The organism is Phenylobacterium sp. (genome assembly GCF_004799395.1).
Lineage (GTDB): Bacteria > Pseudomonadota > Alphaproteobacteria > Caulobacterales > Caulobacteraceae > Phenylobacterium.
This window is the reverse complement of record NZ_SSMZ01000316.1, coordinates 26,299-43,124: the sequence shown is the minus strand read 5'-3', so window position 1 is coordinate 43,124 and position 16,826 is coordinate 26,299. Positions and strand designations below refer to the sequence as shown.

The 16,826-nt window shown below is 69.4% G+C and carries 19 protein-coding genes and 1 pseudogene; 5 read left to right on the top strand and 15 right to left on the bottom strand.

The features are described 5' to 3' along the window. The 10 genes and pseudogenes from E8A12_RS20405 to E8A12_RS20360 all read right to left on the bottom strand — a co-directional run. Window positions 1–241: pseudogene (locus E8A12_RS20405) on the bottom strand (protein-L-isoaspartate O-methyltransferase); the annotation flags it as partial. Between the two features lie 18 nt (window positions 242–259). Beyond that, window positions 260–1,033, bottom strand: a complete 774-nt coding sequence (gene surE, locus E8A12_RS20400; RefSeq protein ID WP_293372289.1) for a 5'/3'-nucleotidase SurE — start codon at window positions 1,031–1,033, stop codon at window positions 260–262. Next, window positions 1,030–2,367 (bottom strand): serine--tRNA ligase, encoded by a 1,338-nt coding sequence (gene serS / locus E8A12_RS20395; protein ID WP_293372287.1) that lies wholly within the window; start codon window positions 2,365–2,367, stop codon window positions 1,030–1,032. The genes surE and serS overlap by 4 nt, the downstream gene beginning before the upstream one ends. A gap of 74 nt (window positions 2,368–2,441) precedes the next feature. Next, complete coding sequence (gene tatC, locus E8A12_RS20390; protein WP_293372285.1) at window positions 2,442–3,338, bottom strand: twin-arginine translocase subunit TatC; 897 nt, start codon at window positions 3,336–3,338, stop codon at window positions 2,442–2,444. Next, on the bottom strand, window positions 3,335–3,946 hold the full coding sequence (gene tatB, locus E8A12_RS20385) for a Sec-independent protein translocase protein TatB (protein WP_293372283.1): 612 nt from the start codon (window positions 3,944–3,946) through the stop codon (window positions 3,335–3,337). The genes tatC and tatB overlap by 4 nt, the downstream gene beginning before the upstream one ends. Window positions 3,947–4,013: 67 nt before the next feature. After that, window positions 4,014–4,250 (bottom strand): twin-arginine translocase TatA/TatE family subunit, encoded by a 237-nt coding sequence (locus E8A12_RS20380; protein ID WP_293372281.1) that lies wholly within the window; start codon window positions 4,248–4,250, stop codon window positions 4,014–4,016. An 88-nt stretch (window positions 4,251–4,338) separates the two neighbouring features. Next, window positions 4,339–4,983 carry an SMC-Scp complex subunit ScpB gene (scpB, locus tag E8A12_RS20375; protein WP_293372279.1) on the bottom strand — a complete coding sequence of 215 codons (645 nt, stop codon included), beginning with the start codon at window positions 4,981–4,983 and terminating at the stop codon, window positions 4,339–4,341. After that, window positions 4,980–5,798 (bottom strand): ScpA family protein, encoded by an 819-nt coding sequence (locus E8A12_RS20370; protein ID WP_293372277.1) that lies wholly within the window; start codon window positions 5,796–5,798, stop codon window positions 4,980–4,982. The genes scpB and E8A12_RS20370 overlap by 4 nt, the downstream gene beginning before the upstream one ends. Next, the gene (nagZ, locus tag E8A12_RS20365; protein ID WP_293372275.1) at window positions 5,795–6,820 is read right to left on the bottom strand and encodes a beta-N-acetylhexosaminidase; all 1,026 of its coding nucleotides are present in this window, start codon (window positions 6,818–6,820) and stop codon (window positions 5,795–5,797) included. Before nagZ ends, E8A12_RS20370 begins: the two co-directional genes overlap by 4 nt. After that, window positions 6,817–7,710 carry an SPOR domain-containing protein gene (locus E8A12_RS20360; RefSeq protein ID WP_293372273.1) on the bottom strand — a complete coding sequence of 298 codons (894 nt, stop codon included), beginning with the start codon at window positions 7,708–7,710 and terminating at the stop codon, window positions 6,817–6,819. Before E8A12_RS20360 ends, nagZ begins: the two co-directional genes overlap by 4 nt. Before the next feature lie 235 nt (window positions 7,711–7,945). Here E8A12_RS20360 and E8A12_RS20355 point away from each other — a divergent pair, with 235 nt between their 5' ends. After that, window positions 7,946–9,232: an aspartyl/asparaginyl beta-hydroxylase domain-containing protein gene (locus E8A12_RS20355; protein WP_293372271.1), complete on the top strand. Its 1,287-nt coding sequence runs from the start codon at window positions 7,946–7,948 to the stop codon at window positions 9,230–9,232. A 7-nt stretch (window positions 9,233–9,239) separates the two neighbouring features. Here E8A12_RS20355 and E8A12_RS20350 read toward each other — a convergent pair whose 3' ends face one another. Next, the gene (locus E8A12_RS20350; protein WP_293372269.1) at window positions 9,240–10,418 is read right to left on the bottom strand and encodes a deoxyguanosinetriphosphate triphosphohydrolase; all 1,179 of its coding nucleotides are present in this window, start codon (window positions 10,416–10,418) and stop codon (window positions 9,240–9,242) included. Between the two features lie 81 nt (window positions 10,419–10,499). On the opposite strand from E8A12_RS20350, the gene erpA reads away from it, so the two are divergent. After that, window positions 10,500–10,832 (top strand): iron-sulfur cluster insertion protein ErpA, encoded by a 333-nt coding sequence (erpA, locus tag E8A12_RS20345; RefSeq protein ID WP_293372267.1) that lies wholly within the window; start codon window positions 10,500–10,502, stop codon window positions 10,830–10,832. Here the strand turns inward: erpA and E8A12_RS20340 are convergent. Continuing rightward, entirely contained in the window at window positions 10,816–11,202 is a 387-nt protein-coding gene (locus E8A12_RS20340; RefSeq protein WP_293372265.1) for an ATP-binding protein, read from the bottom strand. The two genes, erpA and E8A12_RS20340, sit on opposite strands and share 17 nt — an antisense overlap. A 73-nt stretch (window positions 11,203–11,275) precedes the next feature. Here E8A12_RS20340 and E8A12_RS20335 point away from each other — a divergent pair, with 73 nt between their 5' ends. From E8A12_RS20335 to E8A12_RS20325, 3 genes are all read left to right on the top strand, one after another. Further along, window positions 11,276–11,710 (top strand): FecR family protein, encoded by a 435-nt coding sequence (locus tag E8A12_RS20335; protein WP_293372263.1) that lies wholly within the window; start codon window positions 11,276–11,278, stop codon window positions 11,708–11,710. Then, window positions 11,707–12,291: an OmpA family protein gene (locus tag E8A12_RS20330; protein ID WP_293372261.1), complete on the top strand. Its 585-nt coding sequence runs from the start codon at window positions 11,707–11,709 to the stop codon at window positions 12,289–12,291. Before E8A12_RS20335 ends, E8A12_RS20330 begins: the two co-directional genes overlap by 4 nt. 120 nt (window positions 12,292–12,411) lie before the next feature. Further along, complete coding sequence (locus E8A12_RS20325; protein ID WP_293372259.1) at window positions 12,412–13,428, top strand: hypothetical protein; 1,017 nt, start codon at window positions 12,412–12,414, stop codon at window positions 13,426–13,428. Here E8A12_RS20325 and E8A12_RS20320 read toward each other — a convergent pair. From E8A12_RS20320 to E8A12_RS20310, 3 genes are read right to left on the bottom strand one after another with little or no spacing between them, the layout of a single operon-like run. Next, window positions 13,425–15,470 (bottom strand): CHASE2 domain-containing protein, encoded by a 2,046-nt coding sequence (locus E8A12_RS20320; RefSeq protein WP_293372257.1) that lies wholly within the window; start codon window positions 15,468–15,470, stop codon window positions 13,425–13,427. The two genes, E8A12_RS20325 and E8A12_RS20320, sit on opposite strands and share 4 nt — an antisense overlap. A 29-nt stretch (window positions 15,471–15,499) precedes the next feature. Continuing rightward, window positions 15,500–16,462: an MBL fold metallo-hydrolase gene (locus tag E8A12_RS20315; RefSeq protein WP_293372255.1), complete on the bottom strand. Its 963-nt coding sequence runs from the start codon at window positions 16,460–16,462 to the stop codon at window positions 15,500–15,502. Continuing rightward, a complete protein-coding gene (locus E8A12_RS20310; protein WP_293372253.1) occupies window positions 16,462–16,794 on the bottom strand; it encodes an STAS domain-containing protein in 333 nt (110 codons plus the stop codon). Before E8A12_RS20310 ends, E8A12_RS20315 begins: the two co-directional genes overlap by 1 nt. Window positions 16,795–16,826 lie beyond the last annotated feature (32 nt).

The following is a 16,826-nucleotide window of genomic DNA, read 5'->3' as shown; positions in this document are numbered from 1 at the left end:
CGACCTTCAGCGCCTGGCTCATCAGGCCGACGATATAGGGCTGGCTGATGGTCTGGCCGCAGGCGATGGGGAGCGCGCTATCCTCGAAGGCGCGTTCCTTGAAGAGGTCCGGCGTGAAGGCCTCGCGCGGCGTGGTCTCGATCGCGCCCAGCACGGCGGGCTCGCTCACGCCCTGCGATCGCAGGGCGAGGATCAGGCGGGCCAGCCGCGTCTCAGCCGTGTCGTCGTCTTTCTTCGCCATTCTCAAGCCCTGGCGGCCTCAAGCATGGGGCGCAGGCCCACCCAGAACGCCACGTAGCTTGTGCACTGACTCGGCGTGGGTGAGATCGATATGCAGCGGGGTCACGGAGATTTTGCCGTCATAGAAGGCGCGCAGGTCGGTGCCGGCGTCCGGTTTCGACCGCTCCTGCCTGTATCCGACCCAGAAGTACTCGCGCCCACGCAGATCGGTTCGCTTCTCGGCCATCCGCACGTGGGCGTCGCGGAAGCCCTGGCGGGTCACCTCGACCTGCGGCGGCGGCTTCAGCGGCGCATTCGGGAAGTTGAGGTTCATGATCACGTCGGCGGGCCAGCCCACGTCCAGCAGGCGGCGCACGATACCCGGCGCGAACGCTTCGGCGCAGGCGTAGCCCGCATTGCCCTCGTAGAACCCGCCCTGCGAGAGCGCGATCCCGGGCACGCCCATGGCCATGGCCTCGATGGCCCCGGCCACCGTGCCGGACATGGTCACATCCTCGGCCAGGTTCACCCCGCGGTTGACGCCGGAGAGCACCAGGTCGGGCTTCTTACCCGTCACGATCTCGCTGATCCCCAGCATCACGCAGTCGGTGGGCGTGCCGCTGGTGGAGAACCGCTGCGGGCCATATTCGCGCACCCGGATCGGATCGGTCAGCGTCAGCGCCCGGCTCGCCCCCGACCGTTCGGCCTCCGGCGCGCAGATCCAGACGTCGTCGCTGAGCTTGGCCGCGATCCGCTCCAGCGCGGCCAGGCCCTCGGCATGGATCCCGTCGTCGTTGGTCAGCAGGATCCTCATCCGATGTGCGTGAGCCCCGGAAGGTAGGGATGCAGCGCCTGCGGGATGGCGATGCGGCCGTCCTCGTCCTGATAGTTCTCCATCACCGCCACCAGGGTGCGGCCCACCGCCAGCCCGGAGCCGTTCAGCGTATGCACGAAGCGCGCGCCCTTCTCGCCGGCCGCCTTGGTGCGCGCGTCCATCCGCCGGGCCTGGAAATCCCCGCAGTTGGAGCAGGAGCTGATCTCCCGGTATCGACCTTCGGACGGCAGCCAGACCTCAAGGTCGTAGGTCTTCTTCGCGCCGAAGCCCATGTCGCCGGCGCAGAGCAGCATGGTCCTGAACGGCAGCTCAAGCCGCTTCAGGATCGCCTCGGCGCAGCCGACCATCCGCTCGTGCTCGGCCTCGGACTGGCCCGGCGTGGTGATCGAGACCAGCTCGACCTTGTAGAACTGGTGCTGGCGGATCATCCCGCGGGTGTCGCGGCCCGAGGCGCCGGCCTCGGCGCGGAAGCTGGGCGTCAGCGCGGTGAGCCGCATCGGCAGCCCCTCCTCTGCGGTGATCTGCTCGCGCACGAGGTTGGTCAGCGACACCTCGGCGGTGGGGATGAGCCAGCGGATTTCAGGCAGCGCCTCGATCGGTCCGTCGGCGGCGCGGAAGCCTTCGGCGGTGTTCAGGCCGGGAACGGCCATGAACTGGTCGTCGCCGAACTTAGGCATCTGCCCGGTGCCGAACATGGCCTCCGTACGCACCATCAGCGGCGGTGAGACCTCGGTATAGCCGTGCTCGCGGGTCTGGACATCGAGCATGAACTGGCCGAGCGCCCGCTCCAGCCGGGCCAGCTCGCCCTTCAGCACCACGAAGCGCGCGCCGCTCATCCGCGCGGCCGCCTCGAAATCCATCAGGCCCAGGCCCTCGCCCAGGTCGGTGTGATCCTTCGGCCTGGCGATCGCGAACGGCGTCCCCCAGCGGCGGACCTCCACGTTGGCGTGCTCGTCCGCGCCGTGCGGCACGTCCAGGGCCGGGATGTTCGGGAGGCTCGCGAGCAGGTCGTTCAAATCCTGACCCGTGGCGCGCTCTATCTGGCTTTCGGCTTCGAGCTTGGTCTTGAGGTCCTCAACCAACTTCATCAGCCGCGAGGCTTCCGCTTCATCCTTGGCGGCCTTTGCGTGGCCAATGCTCTTGGAGGCCGCATTCCGATCAGCCTGAGCCGTCTGCCAAGCGGTCTGCGCCTCTCGCAGCTTCACATCGAGCTCAAGGATCTGTGCGACCAGCGCCGAACCGGACAGGCCTTTGGAATCCCAGCCTTTGACATAGGCCTCAGGGTTTTCGCGAAGGGCTCGGATGTCGTGCATAACGGTGGCTGGATCAGACGCTAGGTTTCGGCGGAAGCGGCTTCTCTAGAGCGCGTTGGCGCCCAGGCCAAGGCTCACGCCGCCGCGCCGTCGTCCTTCTTGCGCCGGAACTCGATGAGCCTGACGCAGCCCACCGAGACGAAGTAGAGCCCGACAATGGGGATCGAGAGCAGGATCTGGCTGATCGGGTCGGGCGGCGTGACGACGGCGGCCACGCCCACCACGGCCACAACCGCATAGCGCCAGCCGGCCATCAGCATCTTGGAATTGACGATCCCCGCCATGCCCAGCAGCGTCAGGATCACCGGAAGCTGGAAACAGATGCCGAAGGCCAGCAGCAACGCCGTCACCAGGTCGAAATACTCGGAGATCTTCGACATCAACTGGACCGACACCGGCCCGGCGCCGACGATCTGCTGGGAAAGCGCGAACCGCATCAGGATCGGCAGGATCATGTAATAGACCATAGCCGCGCCCAGCAGGAACAGCAGCGGCGAGGCCACCAGGAACGGCAGGAAGGCGCGGCGCTCCTTCTTGTAGAGGCCAGGCGCCACGAAGGCGTAGATCTGCTGGGCCAGCACCGGGAAGCTCAGCGCCACCCCGCCGATACCGGCGAGCTTCACCTTGGTCCAGAAGATCTCCAGCGGCGCGGTGTAGATGAGGTTGGTGGCCTGCTGGGAGGGTGGCAGAGCCTCCTGGCCGGTCAGCACCAGGAACATGTCCTTGGCGCCCTGCACCGCGCCGGTGAAGCTCGAATTGTTGACGCCCGACTTCGCCCCGATGGCCACCAGGCTCTGGGCCACCGTGTAGGGATGGATCAGCAGGGTGAGGATCGGCGTCGAAAAAGCGAAGCAGAAGATGAACGCGATCACCAGCGCGATCACGCAGGTGATCAGCCGCGAGCGCAGTTCGATCAGATGATCCAGCAGAGGCGCGCGGGAGGCCTCGATCTCGTCGTCGGCCGTGCTCATTGGGCGGCCGCCTTAGGGGCCCGCGGCCTGGCGGGCGCGGCGGCCTTCGCGCCGGACGGCTTGGCTTTCGCGGCAGCCTTCAGCGGCGTGGCCTTTGCCGCTGGCGCCTTGGCCGCTGAGGCCTTGCTCGGCGCGGTGGTCTTCGGGGCGCTCGTCTTGGCCTTGGCTGACTTGGCCGCCGGCGCCGTCTTCGCGGCGGCGTTCTTCGCCGGCGTCCGCACACGCTTCGGCTTGGCGAGCTCGGTCATCTCGACGTGCTCGGTCTGGGCCGGCGTGTAGGGATAGGCCACCGGCGAGTTCAGCTGCACGCCGACATCTGACAGGCCCTGGCTGATCTCGTCGAAGGTTTGGCTCACCTCCGGCGCATGGGTCGTCATATCGAGCAACTGGCCCTGGCGCATGGCCTCGACCTCCTTGCGCAGCTCGTCGAGCTCCGACTGGCGGGCCATCTCGTCGAAGCTGGCGCGGAACTCGGCGGCCATCGAGCGGACCTTGGCCATGAACTGGCCGAGCTTGCGCAGCAGGATCGGCAGGTCCTTCGGACCGACCACGATCAGCGCCACCACCGCGGCGACCAGGAATTCGACTGCGCGTCCTTCGGGAAACATGGCCGTGCCTTAGCGCGGTTTCAGGCGCAGTGGAAACAGGGGCTGAACAGAGGCGTGGCGGAGCGGCTCAAGCCTTGGTCTTGGCGCGCGAACTCGAGGCGGTCTTCGTCGCGGTCTTGGGCAGCGGCTTGGCCGGCGGAGGTTCTTCCTCCTTGGCTTCTTCCTCGCCCTTCAAACCTTCCCGGAAGGCTTTGATGCCCTTGGCGGTGTCGCCCATGATGCCGGAGATCTTGCCGCGGCCGCCAAGCAGCAGAAGCGCGATGATGGCGAAGAGCAGAACATGCCAGATCGAAAACGTGCCCATGGCGTCGAAAACTCCAAACCCGTCGCGCCTCGGCGACATCGTCTACGCGGCTATATAGTCCGTCTCGCGATAACGCGCCACGCGACAATCAGGCCGTTTCCTCGCCGAGAAAATCCATGTGGAACTCCGGCGCGTCGCCAGGCTCCAACGGGTCCTCGTCGGCGCCCAGCGCATTGGGATCGGGCACGGCGAAGTCGGCGGGCAGGTCGAGGGAGAGCAGTCCAGCCGCCCGCATCTCGGCCGCGCCGGGGAGATCTCCGACGCTGGCCAGGCCGTAGTGCTCCAGAAAGGCGTCGGTGGTGCCGTAGGTGATCGGCCGGCCCGGCGTGCGCCGACGGCCGCGCATGCGCACCAGGCCGAGCTCCAGGAGGACGTCCAGGGTGCCTTTGCTGGCCTGCACGCCGCGCACGGCTTCGATCTCGGCGCGGGTCACCGGCTGGTGGTAGGCGATGATGGCCAGGGTCTCCTGGGCGGCCTTCGAGAGGCGCCTGGGCTCGTCGCGCTCATCGGTCATCAGCCAGGCGAGGTCCTGCGCCGTCTGGAACCGCCAGCGCCCGGCCACGCAGACCAGTTCGACGCCGCGGCCCTCATAGCGCGCCTGCAGGGCCACGATGGCGCCGGCCACGTCCGCGCCTTCCGGCAGGCGCTTGGCGAGGTCGGCGTCGCTCAAGGGCCCGGCGGCGGCGAACAGCAGCGCCTCGACCTCGCGTCCGGTGTCGGCGAGGTCACTCATGCGACCTTGGCCTTTCGGGTCCGCAGATAGATGTCGGCGAAGGCCTCAAGCTGGCGAGCCTCCAGCGTCCCTTCCTTCACCAGCTCCAGGCTGGCCGAGAGGGTTGAGGCCACAAAGGACGCGCGGCCCGGTTGGCCATCGCTACCCGGCCCCGGCGGCCCCATGGGCGCGACGCCGGCGAGCGGCGTCCACCGGTCGAGATCGGGCAGCAGGCGGCGCAGGCGTTCGCGCGCCTCCTCCAGCGGGTAGGCCTTGGGCGTCGCCGGGGTGTAGGTGCGGCTGGCCTCTTTGGCGCGCTGGGCGATGTAGGCGCTCATCAGGCTGTAGAGGTCGCCTTCGATGCGGCCGGACGGGACGACCTTGATCGCCTGCGGGTCGCCGCGGCCAAATACGTCGCGGCCGAGTTGCGGGCGGGTGCGCAGGCCCTCTGCGGCATTTCGCATGGTGTCGAGCTTGGCCAGGCGGAAGGCGAGCCGGGCGGCGATCTCCTCGGCTGGCGCCTCGTCGCCCTTGGGTTGCTCGGGCTTCGGCAACAGCAGGCGCGACTTCAGATAGGCCAGCCAGGAGGCCATCACCAGATAGTCGGCGGCCAGCGAGAACTGCGCGCGCCGCGCCTGCTGGACGAAAGCCAGGTACTGCTCGGCCAGCTTCAGGATCGAGAGCTGTAAGAGGTCGACCTTCTGGCTGCGGGCGAGCGCCAGGAGGACGTGCAGCGGACCCTCGTAGCCGTCGATGTCGACGATCAGGGCCTCGCCATCCTCGGCGGCATTGGCCGCGGCGGCGAAGTCGAAGCTGGGCTGGAAGGTGTTGCTCATGCCGCGTAGGCCCCGTCGAACGCCGCATCGAAGCGGGCGCGGGCCTCGGCGGCGTCAAACGGCTCCGGTGTCTTGGCCAGGCGCGCCAGCGCGGCCTTGGCGCGGATCGAGGCGCGGCCCTTCAGCTCGCCGGCGCCCTTCACCACTGCCTTCATCTCGGCCATGGCGCTGTTGCAATGCAGGACCACGTCGCAGCCCGCCGCGCGGCTGTCGCGGGCCCGCTCAGCGAAATCGCCGCTCAGCGCCTTCATGGAAAGGTCGTCGCTCATCACCAGGCCATCGAAGCCGATCGCGCCGCGCACCACCCGGCGCATGACCTTCTTCGACGTTGTGGCTGGGCGCTTACGGTCGATGGCGGAATAGATCACGTGCGCCGTCATCGCCATCGGCATGTCCGACAAAACGCGGAACGGCGCGAAGTCGCAGGCGTCCAGGTCTTCGAAGCCCGCGTCCACCACCGGCAGCTCCAGGTGGCTGTCGGCCATGGCGCGGCCGTGGCCGGGGATGTGCTTGATCACCGGCAGCACCCCGCCGGCGATCAGGCCCTCGGCGGCGGCGCGGCCCAAGAGGGCCACCTCGTCGGCGGTCCTGCCGTAGGCGCGGTCGCCGATGATCTCGTGGCCCGAGGGGTCCGGCACGTCCAGCACCGGCACGCAATCGACGTTGATGCCCAGCGCGACCAGGTCATGGGCCATCAGCCGCGCGCCCAGGCGCGTGATCTCGCGCCGCACCAGCGGGTCGTTGCCGCCGAGGTCGCCGAAGGCGCGGCCCGGCGGATAGCGGCCCCAGTTGGGCGGGCCCAGACGCTGCACGCGCCCGCCTTCCTGGTCGATAAGCACCGGGGCGTCGGCGCGGCCGACGGTTTCGCGGAGCGCGGCCACCAGGGTCCGCACCTGGTCCGGCGTCTCGACGTTTCGCTTGAAGAGGATGAAACCCCAGGGCTTCACCCGCCGGAAGAACGTGCGTTCCTCCGGCGTCAGCACGGGGCCCGAGCAGCCCAGGATGGCTGCTGTGACGCTCACTTGACGAAGCAGGCCTTGCCCGCGGCCTTCAGCTTGTCGCAGAACGCCACGGCGTCGGCTCGGCTGGCGAACCCGGTGACCTGGGTGCGGAACAGCGTCTTGCCGTCCTTGTCGACCTTCTCGACGAATTTGCCCTTGCCGGCCGCGGCGCCGGGCGAGACGGAGGCCGCGTCGCTCCAGCCCTTGTCGGCCAGAGCCTGCGAGGAGAAGGCGCCGATCTGCACGGCGGCGACGCCGGCGGCCGGCTTGGCGGCGGGCGCGGGCGCAGCGGCCTTGGCTTCCGGTTTGGCGGGCGCAGGCTTCGCGGAAACGGGCGCAGCGGCCTTGGCCACCGGTGGCGCGGACTTCGGTGCGGGCGCCTCGGCCTTCGTCGCGGGCGGCGGCGGCTTGGACGGAGCCTCGGGCTTCGGCGGCGCGGCCGGAACTGAAGCCGCCGGCGGTTGAGCCGGGATCGAGGGCCGCAGCGCCGGGGCCGGAGCGGCAGGCGCGGCCGGGGTCACGACGACGGTGGGCGCGGCCGCCTGCGGGCGGGTCTGCGGCTGTTCCGGCGGCGCGGTGAACTGCGGCGAGATCGCGCCGTCGCCGGAGGCCTTGCCGCCTTCGGTCTTGTAGATCTGCAGTCCCGCGGCAGGATCCTGCGGCTGGGCCTCGGCAGGCGGCGCGGCCTTCATGCCGCCCACCGGCACGCCGACGGCCTGCGGCGGCTCGCCGGCGTGGCGCACGCCCGAGCGGTAGAAGATGAACATCGCCGCCGCCAGACCGGCCAGCACCAGGATCGAGATGATCAGGGTGAAGGGCAGCGGCCGCGAGCCGCGCACCGGCTGGCGGGCGTCGAAGCTGAGCGGCGCGTCGGTGGGCGGCGTATAGGCGCCGCGCTCATGATCGGACATCGATGACTCCCGAGGCGGGCGCGTCCGGACCGCCGAATCGCGCGCTAGAGGCGGTAGTCTAGCCGAGCCCGCGCCCGTCCAACCGCCCTACCCGCCGATTTCTGTGCGCAGACCGCGCCAGAAGTTGGGCGCGCGTCGCCGCTTGGCAGAGGCCTGACGCCCGCGCCATAAGGAACGCGTGAGCAACGTGCGAAGCCCCGTCGGGCGCAGATTGCGGCGTGAGGACCAGTAGCGGATGAGCGAAGTCGTCGACGGACGCGTCCGCCAGCTGATCGACGCTGCGTCCCGCGCGCTGGCGACCGGCCAGACCTACGACGCCGAGCGGCTGGTCCGCCAGGCGGAGAACGAGGCGCCCAGCCATCCCCTGGTGCTCAACGAAATCGGCAAACGCAAGCTGCTGGCGGGCGACGCGGCCGGCGGACTGGCGATGCTGGAACAGGCTCTGGCGGAAGACCCGGGCAATCCGACGTTCCTGCTGAACTTCGCCACGGCGTTGCGCGACCTGAACCGGCGCGACGAGGAACTGGCGGCGCTGAACCGGGTGCTTGCGGCTGAGCCCACCAACATGCGCGCCCTGTTGCAGGCCGCGGCCCTGCACGAGCACCTTAAGGACAGTCGCGCCGCGGCGGCGACTTACCGCAAAGTGCTGATGCTGGTTCCGACGGGGGTTCAGGTCCCCGCGGACATGCGCCCGATCTTCGCCCACGCCCAGTCGGTGGTCGACGCCAACGGCCGCGCTCTGGAGAATTTCCTCGACGCCCATCTGCAGGAGGTCCGCGCCCGGCACGCCAGTGAGCCGCTGGGCCGCTTCGACAAATCGCTGGCGACCTATCTGCAGAAACGCCGCGTCTACCGCCCGCAGCCGACCTTCCTCTATGTGCCCGAGCTGCCGGCCATCGAGTTCTATCCGCGCGAGGACTTTCCCTGGCTTGAGGCGATCGAGGCGGCGGCCGACGACATCCGCGAGGAGCTGGTCGGCGTGCTCGCCGATGGCGCCCAGGTGCTGGAGCCCTACATCGCCCTGCAGGCGACGCCGGACGAGAAATGGCGCGCGCTGAACAATTCGCGCAGCTGGGGCGTCTTCTACCTGTGGAAGGCGGGCCACGCGATGGTCGAGAACATGGCCCGCTTCCCCAAGGCCATGGCGGCGCTGGAGGCCTGGCCGAAATGCGAGCTGCCGGGGTCCGCGCCCACGGCGGTGTTCTCGATCCTGGAGCCGCGCACCCGCATCCCGCCACACACCGGGGTCAACAACGCCCGCCTGATCTGCCATCTGCCGCTGATCGTACCGCCAGGCTGCGGCTTCCGCGTGGGCGCGGAGACGCGTCAATGGGAGCCGGGCAAGGCCTTCGTCTTCGACGACACCATCGAGCACGAGGCCTGGAACAACTCGGGCGAAGCCCGTGCGGTGCTGATCTTCGATATCTGGAACCCCTACGTCACGCCCGCCGAGCGCGAGATGGTCAGCGCGCTCACCGTCGGGGTGGAGCAGTTCTACGGCTCGCTGCCGTCCTACCTCTGATCCAGCGCTAGTGCAGCGAATCCAGGTGGAAGAGCTTGCGGTGCTCTTCGATGGCGAAGCGGTCGGTCATTCCGGCGATGTAGTCGCAGACCACGCGCGCCACCCCGGCCTCGTTGCGGCCCTGCGTCCGAGAGCACCATTCGGCCGGCAGGACGTCCGGCTCGCCCAGGAACAGCTGGAACATCTCGGCCAGCATGCGCCGCGCCTGGCTGCGGGTGCGGTTGACCTTCCAGTGGCGATACATCCGCTCCATCAGGAAGGCCCTCAGCGCGCCCAGGTCCTCGACCATGTCACGGGAGAAGGCCACCAGGGCGTGATCCAGGTTCCGGACATCTTCGGGCGAGCTCACCCGATCCTTGTCCGCTCGGCGACGCGTCTCGGCCAGCACGTCGTCGACCATGGCCCCGATCATCCGCCGTACGGCCTCCAGCCTTAGGATGCCGGGATCGACCGTGGGATAGTCGGTCACCGCGCTGGCCACGTGCGGGCCGATCAGCGGGATCGAGCGCAGTTCGTCGAGGTTGAAGAGCCCCGCCTGCACCCCGTCGTCCACATCGTGGTTGTTGTAGGCGATATCGTCGGCGAGCGCGGCGACCTGCGCCTCCGCCGAGGCCCAGCCGCCGAGCTTCAGGTCATATTCCGCGTCGAACTCGGCGATGGCGCTCCAGGAGGGCTTCTCCAGCTTATCCACCACCGGGCCGTTGTGCTTGATGATGCCTTCCAGGGTCTCCCAGGTGAGGTTCAGCCCCTCGAAGCGCGGATAGCGGCGCTCCAGCTTGGTGACGACCCGGAAGGTCTGCACATTGTGGTCGAAGCCGCCGAAGCCGGCCATCTGGATCTGCAGTTCGTCCTCCCCGGCGTGGCCGAAGGGCGGATGGCCGAGATCATGGGCCAGGGCGATGGTCTCGGCCAGATCGGCGTCCAGCCCCAGAGCCGTGGCCAGCGAGCGGGCGATCTGCGCCACCTCCAGGCTGTGGGTCAGGCGGGTGCGGAAATGGTCGCCCTCGTGAGCCACAAAGACCTGGGTCTTCTCCTTCAGCCTTCGGAAAGCCGTGCAGTGTATGATCCGGTCGCGGTCGCGGGCGAACGGCGTGCGCGTGGCGCTCTCGGCCTCGGCGACCTTGCGGCCGCGGGATTTCGAGGGGTCCTCCGCATAGGGAGCCTTGGAAGGGATCGTTGCGGCCATCAAATCCATCTATATGACAGCCCCTTGGTCGAAGCCGCTCGCATCCTCATATAGTCCAGGCGTTTCATTCGTCTAACTGACATGACCAGCACCGAACTCACTCTCAGCCCCTCGGCCGCCCAACGCATCCACGCCATCGGCAAGGCGGAGGGCAAGACGCTGATGCTGCGCGTGGCGGTGGAGGGTGGCGGCTGCTCGGGGTTCCAGTACCAGTTTGGCCTGGTCGAGGCCGCCGAGCCCGACGACCTGCGCATTGAGCGCGACGGGGCCGCCGCGGTGGTCGACGAGATGTCGCTGGCGCTGCTGAAAGGCTCGGAGATCGACTTCGTGGACGAGCTGGCCGGCGCCGAGTTTAAGGTCCGCAATCCCAACGCCAAGTCCAGCTGCGGCTGCGGCGTCAGCTTTTCGATCTGAGCGCCAGCCGGTTGCGCCCGCTCCGGCGCGAATAGCCTTCGATCTCCGACCACGAGCGGATCAGCGCGATGCCGGCCCCGCCGCCCCGCTCCAGGTTCGGCCCCTTGTCCTGCGCGCTGCGTGGGTCGAAGGCGATCCCCGCGTCGGTGAACGTCATCCGCACCGCGCCGCGAGCGCGCTCCATGCGAAATCCGATCAGGCTGCCGGCGCGGGGCCTGCCGTGCTCGACGATGTTGGCCACCCATTCCTCGACGATCACCGCCAGGCGGTCGGCGGTCGTTTGCGGCAGGCGGTGCGCGCGGGCGAAACGGCGGGTCGCGTCCAGGGCGCGCGCGACGGCGCCCGCGCCAGGCGCCAAGCGGGCGACCACTGTTCGATCGGAGTCGGACTCGGCGCGGCTCTTTGCTATGACGTTTAGCCTTGAGGACTGCGGGGGCTGGAAGATGCTGAAATCGGTCGCGGCAGGATTGCTGATCGCAGGCGCTCTGTCGACGCAGGCGCTCTGCGCCGACATCGGACGGGTCAAGACAGTGGTCGGCCAGGCGAGCATTGTCCGTGGAACGAGCACAACGCCGGCCACGCCGGGCGCCACGCTCAGCGTCAAGGACGTATTGACCACCGGCCCGGACGGACGCATCGGCATCACCTTCATCGACAACAGCCGCTTCGCGGTCGGGCCCAACGCCCACGTCTCGCTGGCCCAGTTCGAATTTGACGACACCACCCACAAGGGAAGCTCGCTCACCCAGGTGGACCGCGGCTCCCTGGCCATCGTCTCCGGCCAGATCGCCAAGGAAAACAAGGACGCGATGAAGGTGAAGACCCCCACCTCGCTGCTGGCTGCGCGCGGCACCCGCTTCGTGGTGGACGTTCCGTGAGGGCGCTCCTCGCACTCGCCCTCCTCCCGCTCCTGGCCGCCTGCGCCAGCACGCCCCCGGGGTCGGTGACCCTGCTGCCCGGCGAAGCCGGCATGGCCGTCGGCGCGGTCGCGGTGTTCGACCCCAAGTCCGGCGCCGAGCAGGGTTCGCTGACGGCGGCGAACACCCAGACGGCTTTGGGCCCCAAGTTCGCCGCCAAGCCTGCCGATCCGAAGCTCTACGCAGCCCTGACCGACGGCCTGCCGCTGCCGGCCGCCCATTTCACGCTCTACTTCCTTGAGGGCACCACCAAGCTCACGCCGGACTCGGAGCCTGAACTGCAGAAGGTGTTCGCCGAGATCGCCAAGCGTCCCGGCGCGGAAGTGCAGATCACCGGCCATACCGACACGGTCGGCAAGGACGGCGACAATGACATGCTGTCCCTGCGCCGGGCCCGTGACGTCCGCGAAGCCCTGATCGCCCAGGGGCTCAGCCCGACGATCAGCCGCGCCGTCGGCCGCGGTGAGCGCGAGCTCCTGGTGTCCACGCCGCCCAACACCGCCGAGCCGCGCAACCGACGCGTGGAGATCATCGTCCGTTAGCCCGCCGGCCGGTCGCGATCCTGTCCGCGAATTAACGTGACCGCGCCGCTGGGCGCGGCTCCCATCCAGCATCAGGAACGAGGCCGCGCGAGCCCGTGGCCGGGCTGGAGGACCTGCAAGATGTTCAACGCCGCGACCCTGGCCGCCGCCGCCGTCCTGGCCCTGGCGGGCGCACCGCCAGCCCCGCCCGCGCCCCCGGCGCCGCCCGCCCTGCCCAGCTGGACCGCCTGGGACGACGCAGACCAGGTGATCCCCGCTTCGCTTGAGTGGTCGATCCGTCCAACGGACTCCAAGGATGCGCCCGGCCAGTACGATTTCGAGCTCGGCTATCGCAGCGAGCACCATTCCTCGCAAAGGGGCGAGACCCTGCCAGCGTCCGCCCTGCCCGGCCTGACCGAAGCCCAGCTCGCCAGCGCCGGCCAGCCAGTCACATTCGCTATCCGCCACGACGCCGGCGAGTTCCGCTGCAAGGGCGTGGTCGGCCAAGGGCGCGGGCTCGGGACCTGTATCTACACGGCCAACGCGGCCTTCCCGGCGGCGCTGGCCAGGCGCGGTGTCAGCGGCGGTCTGGAGCCCTATCAGCAGTTCGAGCTGACCATGAACGACATCGGCTTCGCCTATGTCGACGAGCTGAAGCGCGAGGCCTACGCCACCCCGGACACGACGGATCTGGTCCGCGCGGGCATCCACGGCGCGGGGATGAAGCATCTGCTGGCCATGAACGCCGCCGGCTATCGCTTCGGCGACGTGGCGACCCTGGTGAGGATGCGCGATCACGGCGTCACGGCCCATTACGTCACCGCGCTGCGGGAAGCAGGCTACTCGGGCCTCCCCGCCAACGACCTTCAGCGTCTGCGCGACCACGGGGTCAGCACGACCTACATCGGCGAGCTTAGGCAGGCCGGCTATTCCGGTTTGACGGCGGACGATCTGGTGCGCCTGCGCGACCACGGGGTGAGTGGCAGCTTCGTCGGGGAGCTGCACGCCATGGGCTATGACGGGCTCAGCGTCGACCAGCTGCAGCGTCTGCGCGACCATGGCGTCAACGCCGGCTTCATCCGCATCGCCAACCAGGGCGGCGAGAAGCTGTCGCCGGACGACCTCATCCAGCTGCGCGACCGCGGCGGCCGGCGCTAGCCGCTGGCGGGCCGGCGCACCGCCAGAACAGTCAGGTCGTCGCTCGCCTCCGCGCCCGCCTCGAAGGCGCGCACCGCCGCAACCAGCCGATCGATAAGATCGCTCAAGAGGGTCTGGACGCCGCCAATGACCGCGAGCGTGCGTTCACGGCCGAAAAGGTCGCCGGTCGGATCCTGCGCCTCGGTCACCCCGTCGGTGAAGGCGATCAGGGTCTCGCCGGGCTCCAGCCGAAAACGTTCCACCGGATAGGGGAAGCCCTCTGCAACGCAGAGGGCTGGGCCGCCCTCCAGCACCAGCTCGCGCACCGTTCCGTCCGCGGCGACCACGAACGGGTTCTCGTGGCCCGCGCTGCAGAGGTCGAGCGTCCCGTCGGTCAGGTCCAGGACGCCGACCAGCAGGGAGACGGCCATCATCTGCCCATTGTCGCGCGACAGCTCCGCGTTGATCCCGTCGATGGCCGCCTCGAGCGCGATCTGCGGCCGCATCAGGAGGCTGCGCGACAGGGCCTTGGAGAGCGCCATGAACAGCGACGCCGGCACGCCCTTGCCGGTGACGTCGCCGACCAGGAAACAGAGCCGCCCGCCGTCGAGCGTGAAGGCGTCGTAGAGGTCGCCTCCGACGCTCTTGGCGGGTTGCAGGACCGCGTCGATCTCCACCGCGTCCGAGACCCGGCGCAGCGCCGCGCGCGGCAGCAGCATGCCCGTCTGGATCTCGCTCGCCGCCGCCAGCTCGCCGGCCGTCTTCGCCGCCGACAGCCGCGCCTCGTCCAGCGCCGCCCGCAGGCGGGTCTGCACACGCCGCCCCTCAACGAACAGCAGGCCGATCATCGCCGCGGCGGTCGCGGTTCCTGGCGCCAGCACCGGCGCGGGATCGACCAGCAGGCCGCGCAGGAAGGCCGCGTAGCTCAAGCCCAGGGCGATAGCCGCCAGGCCGAGGACCCCACCTGCGAGGGCTGTGAGGCTCAGACGCGGCGTTGACAGGAAGGCCGCGAACGCCGCCAGCAGCCCCAGGCCCCACTCCAGCGGCGTCGCCCAGTCTGGCCGCTCCAGGGCTCCGCCGCCAGCAATGCCGTTCACCGCCTCGGCTTGCACCAGGACGCCGAAGGTCTCGGGATCACGCGGCGTCGTGACCACGTCGGAGGTCCCTGCGGCGGTCAGGCCAACGATCACGATCTTGCCGTCGAAGGCGTGCGCCGGAACGCCGCTGCGCAGCAGGTCGACCGCCGAGGTCGTCGACGGCCCGCTCAGGCCCCGGAAGCGCAACGCCATGCGGCCTTGTAAATCCACCGGCAGGCGATGGCGGCCGAGCTGCACCGCCTTCAGATGCGTCGCGTCACCCACCAGCCGGATCTGATCCCGGCCCTCGGCGACCCGCACCAATTCCAACGCGAATCCCGGCGTCAGCGCGCCGGCGGACCGGGCGACCAGGGGCACGCGGCGCATGACGCCGTCCGGGTCCTTCGGCCCGTTGACCAGGCCGTGGCCCAGGGCCGCCCCGTCAAGGATCGGCAGGCTGGCGACCGTCTCCGGATAGGCCGGCAGGCTCTTGGGCGCAGCGCCCGTGAACTGCGCCTCCGGCGGCAGGGGCGCGGCCGCGCCGATGGCGTCGAAGCTGTCCTTGGTGACCCCCGCACGGGCCAGCACCACGGGGCTGCGGCCGATCACCCGGGCGAAGACCGCGTCCATCGACGGCAGGGCGCGCACCTGCGCGGCCGTCGCCTTCGGCAGCTCCGGATAGAGGTCGGCGAACAGGCCGGGGGTCAGGCGATCCTGTTCCGGGAACAGGAAGTCGAACCCGATCGCCTTGGCCCCGCGCCCGGCGATCGCCTCGGTGAGCCGGGCCATGGCGTAGCGCGACCAGGGCCAGCCCCCGACCGCCGCCAGGCTGGGCGCATCGATCAGCACCACCTGCGCCGTCGACGGGGCCGTCGTCGGCGGAGCCACGCGCTGGAAGAGGTCGAACAGCGGCTGGCGGATAGCCGGGCCGGCCGCCAGCAGGGCCAAGGCGGCCAGGATCGCCGCGGCGATCCCGCCCAGACGCACCCGCAGGCGGGCGCCGGGGTCGAGCTCGTTCAGATCGTGACCTCGAGGCCATCGTAGGCGCAGAGCACCTGCAACGGTGGCCGTTCCTCGCGCACCAGTTCCTCGTAGCGCACCGTCTCGGCGTGCATTCGCTGGATATCGGCATCGGTGTAGGTCGGCTCGTGGTGGAACAGCGCCAGCCGCTTGGCGCCGGCGGCGTGGCACAGGTCCACGGCCACCACATTGGAGGAATGGCCCCAGTCCTGCTTCAGGCTGACGCTGTCGCCGAGCGAATACATGGTGTCGCAGATCACCAGGTCGGCGGCGGCGAAGAAGGCCTCGAAGGCCGCCTCGGCGTCCATGTTGTCCACCTTGTGCTCGCTGTCGGTGGAATAGATCACCGAGCGGCCATCGCGGGCCAAATGATAGCCGTAACTGTCGTGGCTGTGGTGTTGGCGGATCAGGGTCACCGTGACGCCGGCGACCTCGAAGGGCTCGGCCATCCCATGAACCTCGAAGCTGATCTTGGCCCGCAGCCAGTCGAAGGGAACCGGGAAGGAGATCTCCTCCTGCTGACGGCGCAGCGCCTGCTCGGCGTCCGGGTGGCCGGAGTGGATGACGATCGTCGCTCCGGGATCGAAAGCCGGCCCGAAGAACGGGAAGCCCATGATGTGGTCCCAGTGCAGGTGGGACAGGAAGATATGATAGGTCCGCGGATGGCCCGCCGCACAGCGCCGGAAGGCGTCAATTCCGAATTCCCGCAGGCCCGAACCCATGTCGCAGACGAAGTATGCGTCGTCGGCGCCCTCGATCTCCACGCAGGAGGTGGCCCCGCCGTAGGCGCCATAGGTGGCGAAGTCGAGGCTGGCCTCGGCGAAGGCCGCCGCTTCGGCGTCGTCGGCGAAGTTGCGCCCGCCCGCCGCAACCAGGGCCCGGGCGATCTTCGACCGGATCGCATCGGCCTTCTGGGCCACCGGCAGCGACCCTCGTGTTCCCCAGAAGCGCACCAACATCAGGCGGCCGGCCCTACGGCGTCGATGACGTCGAACAGCTTGTCGTAGCGGCTGATGGCCAGGATCTCGCGCATCCTGGCGTTGGGCGCGGCGAGCGTGATCTTCACGGCGTCACCGGCCTCGCGCTTGGCCATGGTCAGCGCCCGCAGGCCGCGGGAGGACATGTAATCGAGGCCGGAGAAATCGACCACCAGCAGCAGGCCGCCGGCCGCCGCGGCCTCACGCACCGCCGCGGTGAGCGCCGCCGAAAAGGCCTCCCAGGTCGTCTCGTCAACCCGACCGCGCGGCCGGCCGACAAGCCTTCCCGCGTCGCGCTCAAGCTGCCACTCCATAACGCCTCCCCACTAGGGGTTGGATGCTGCCA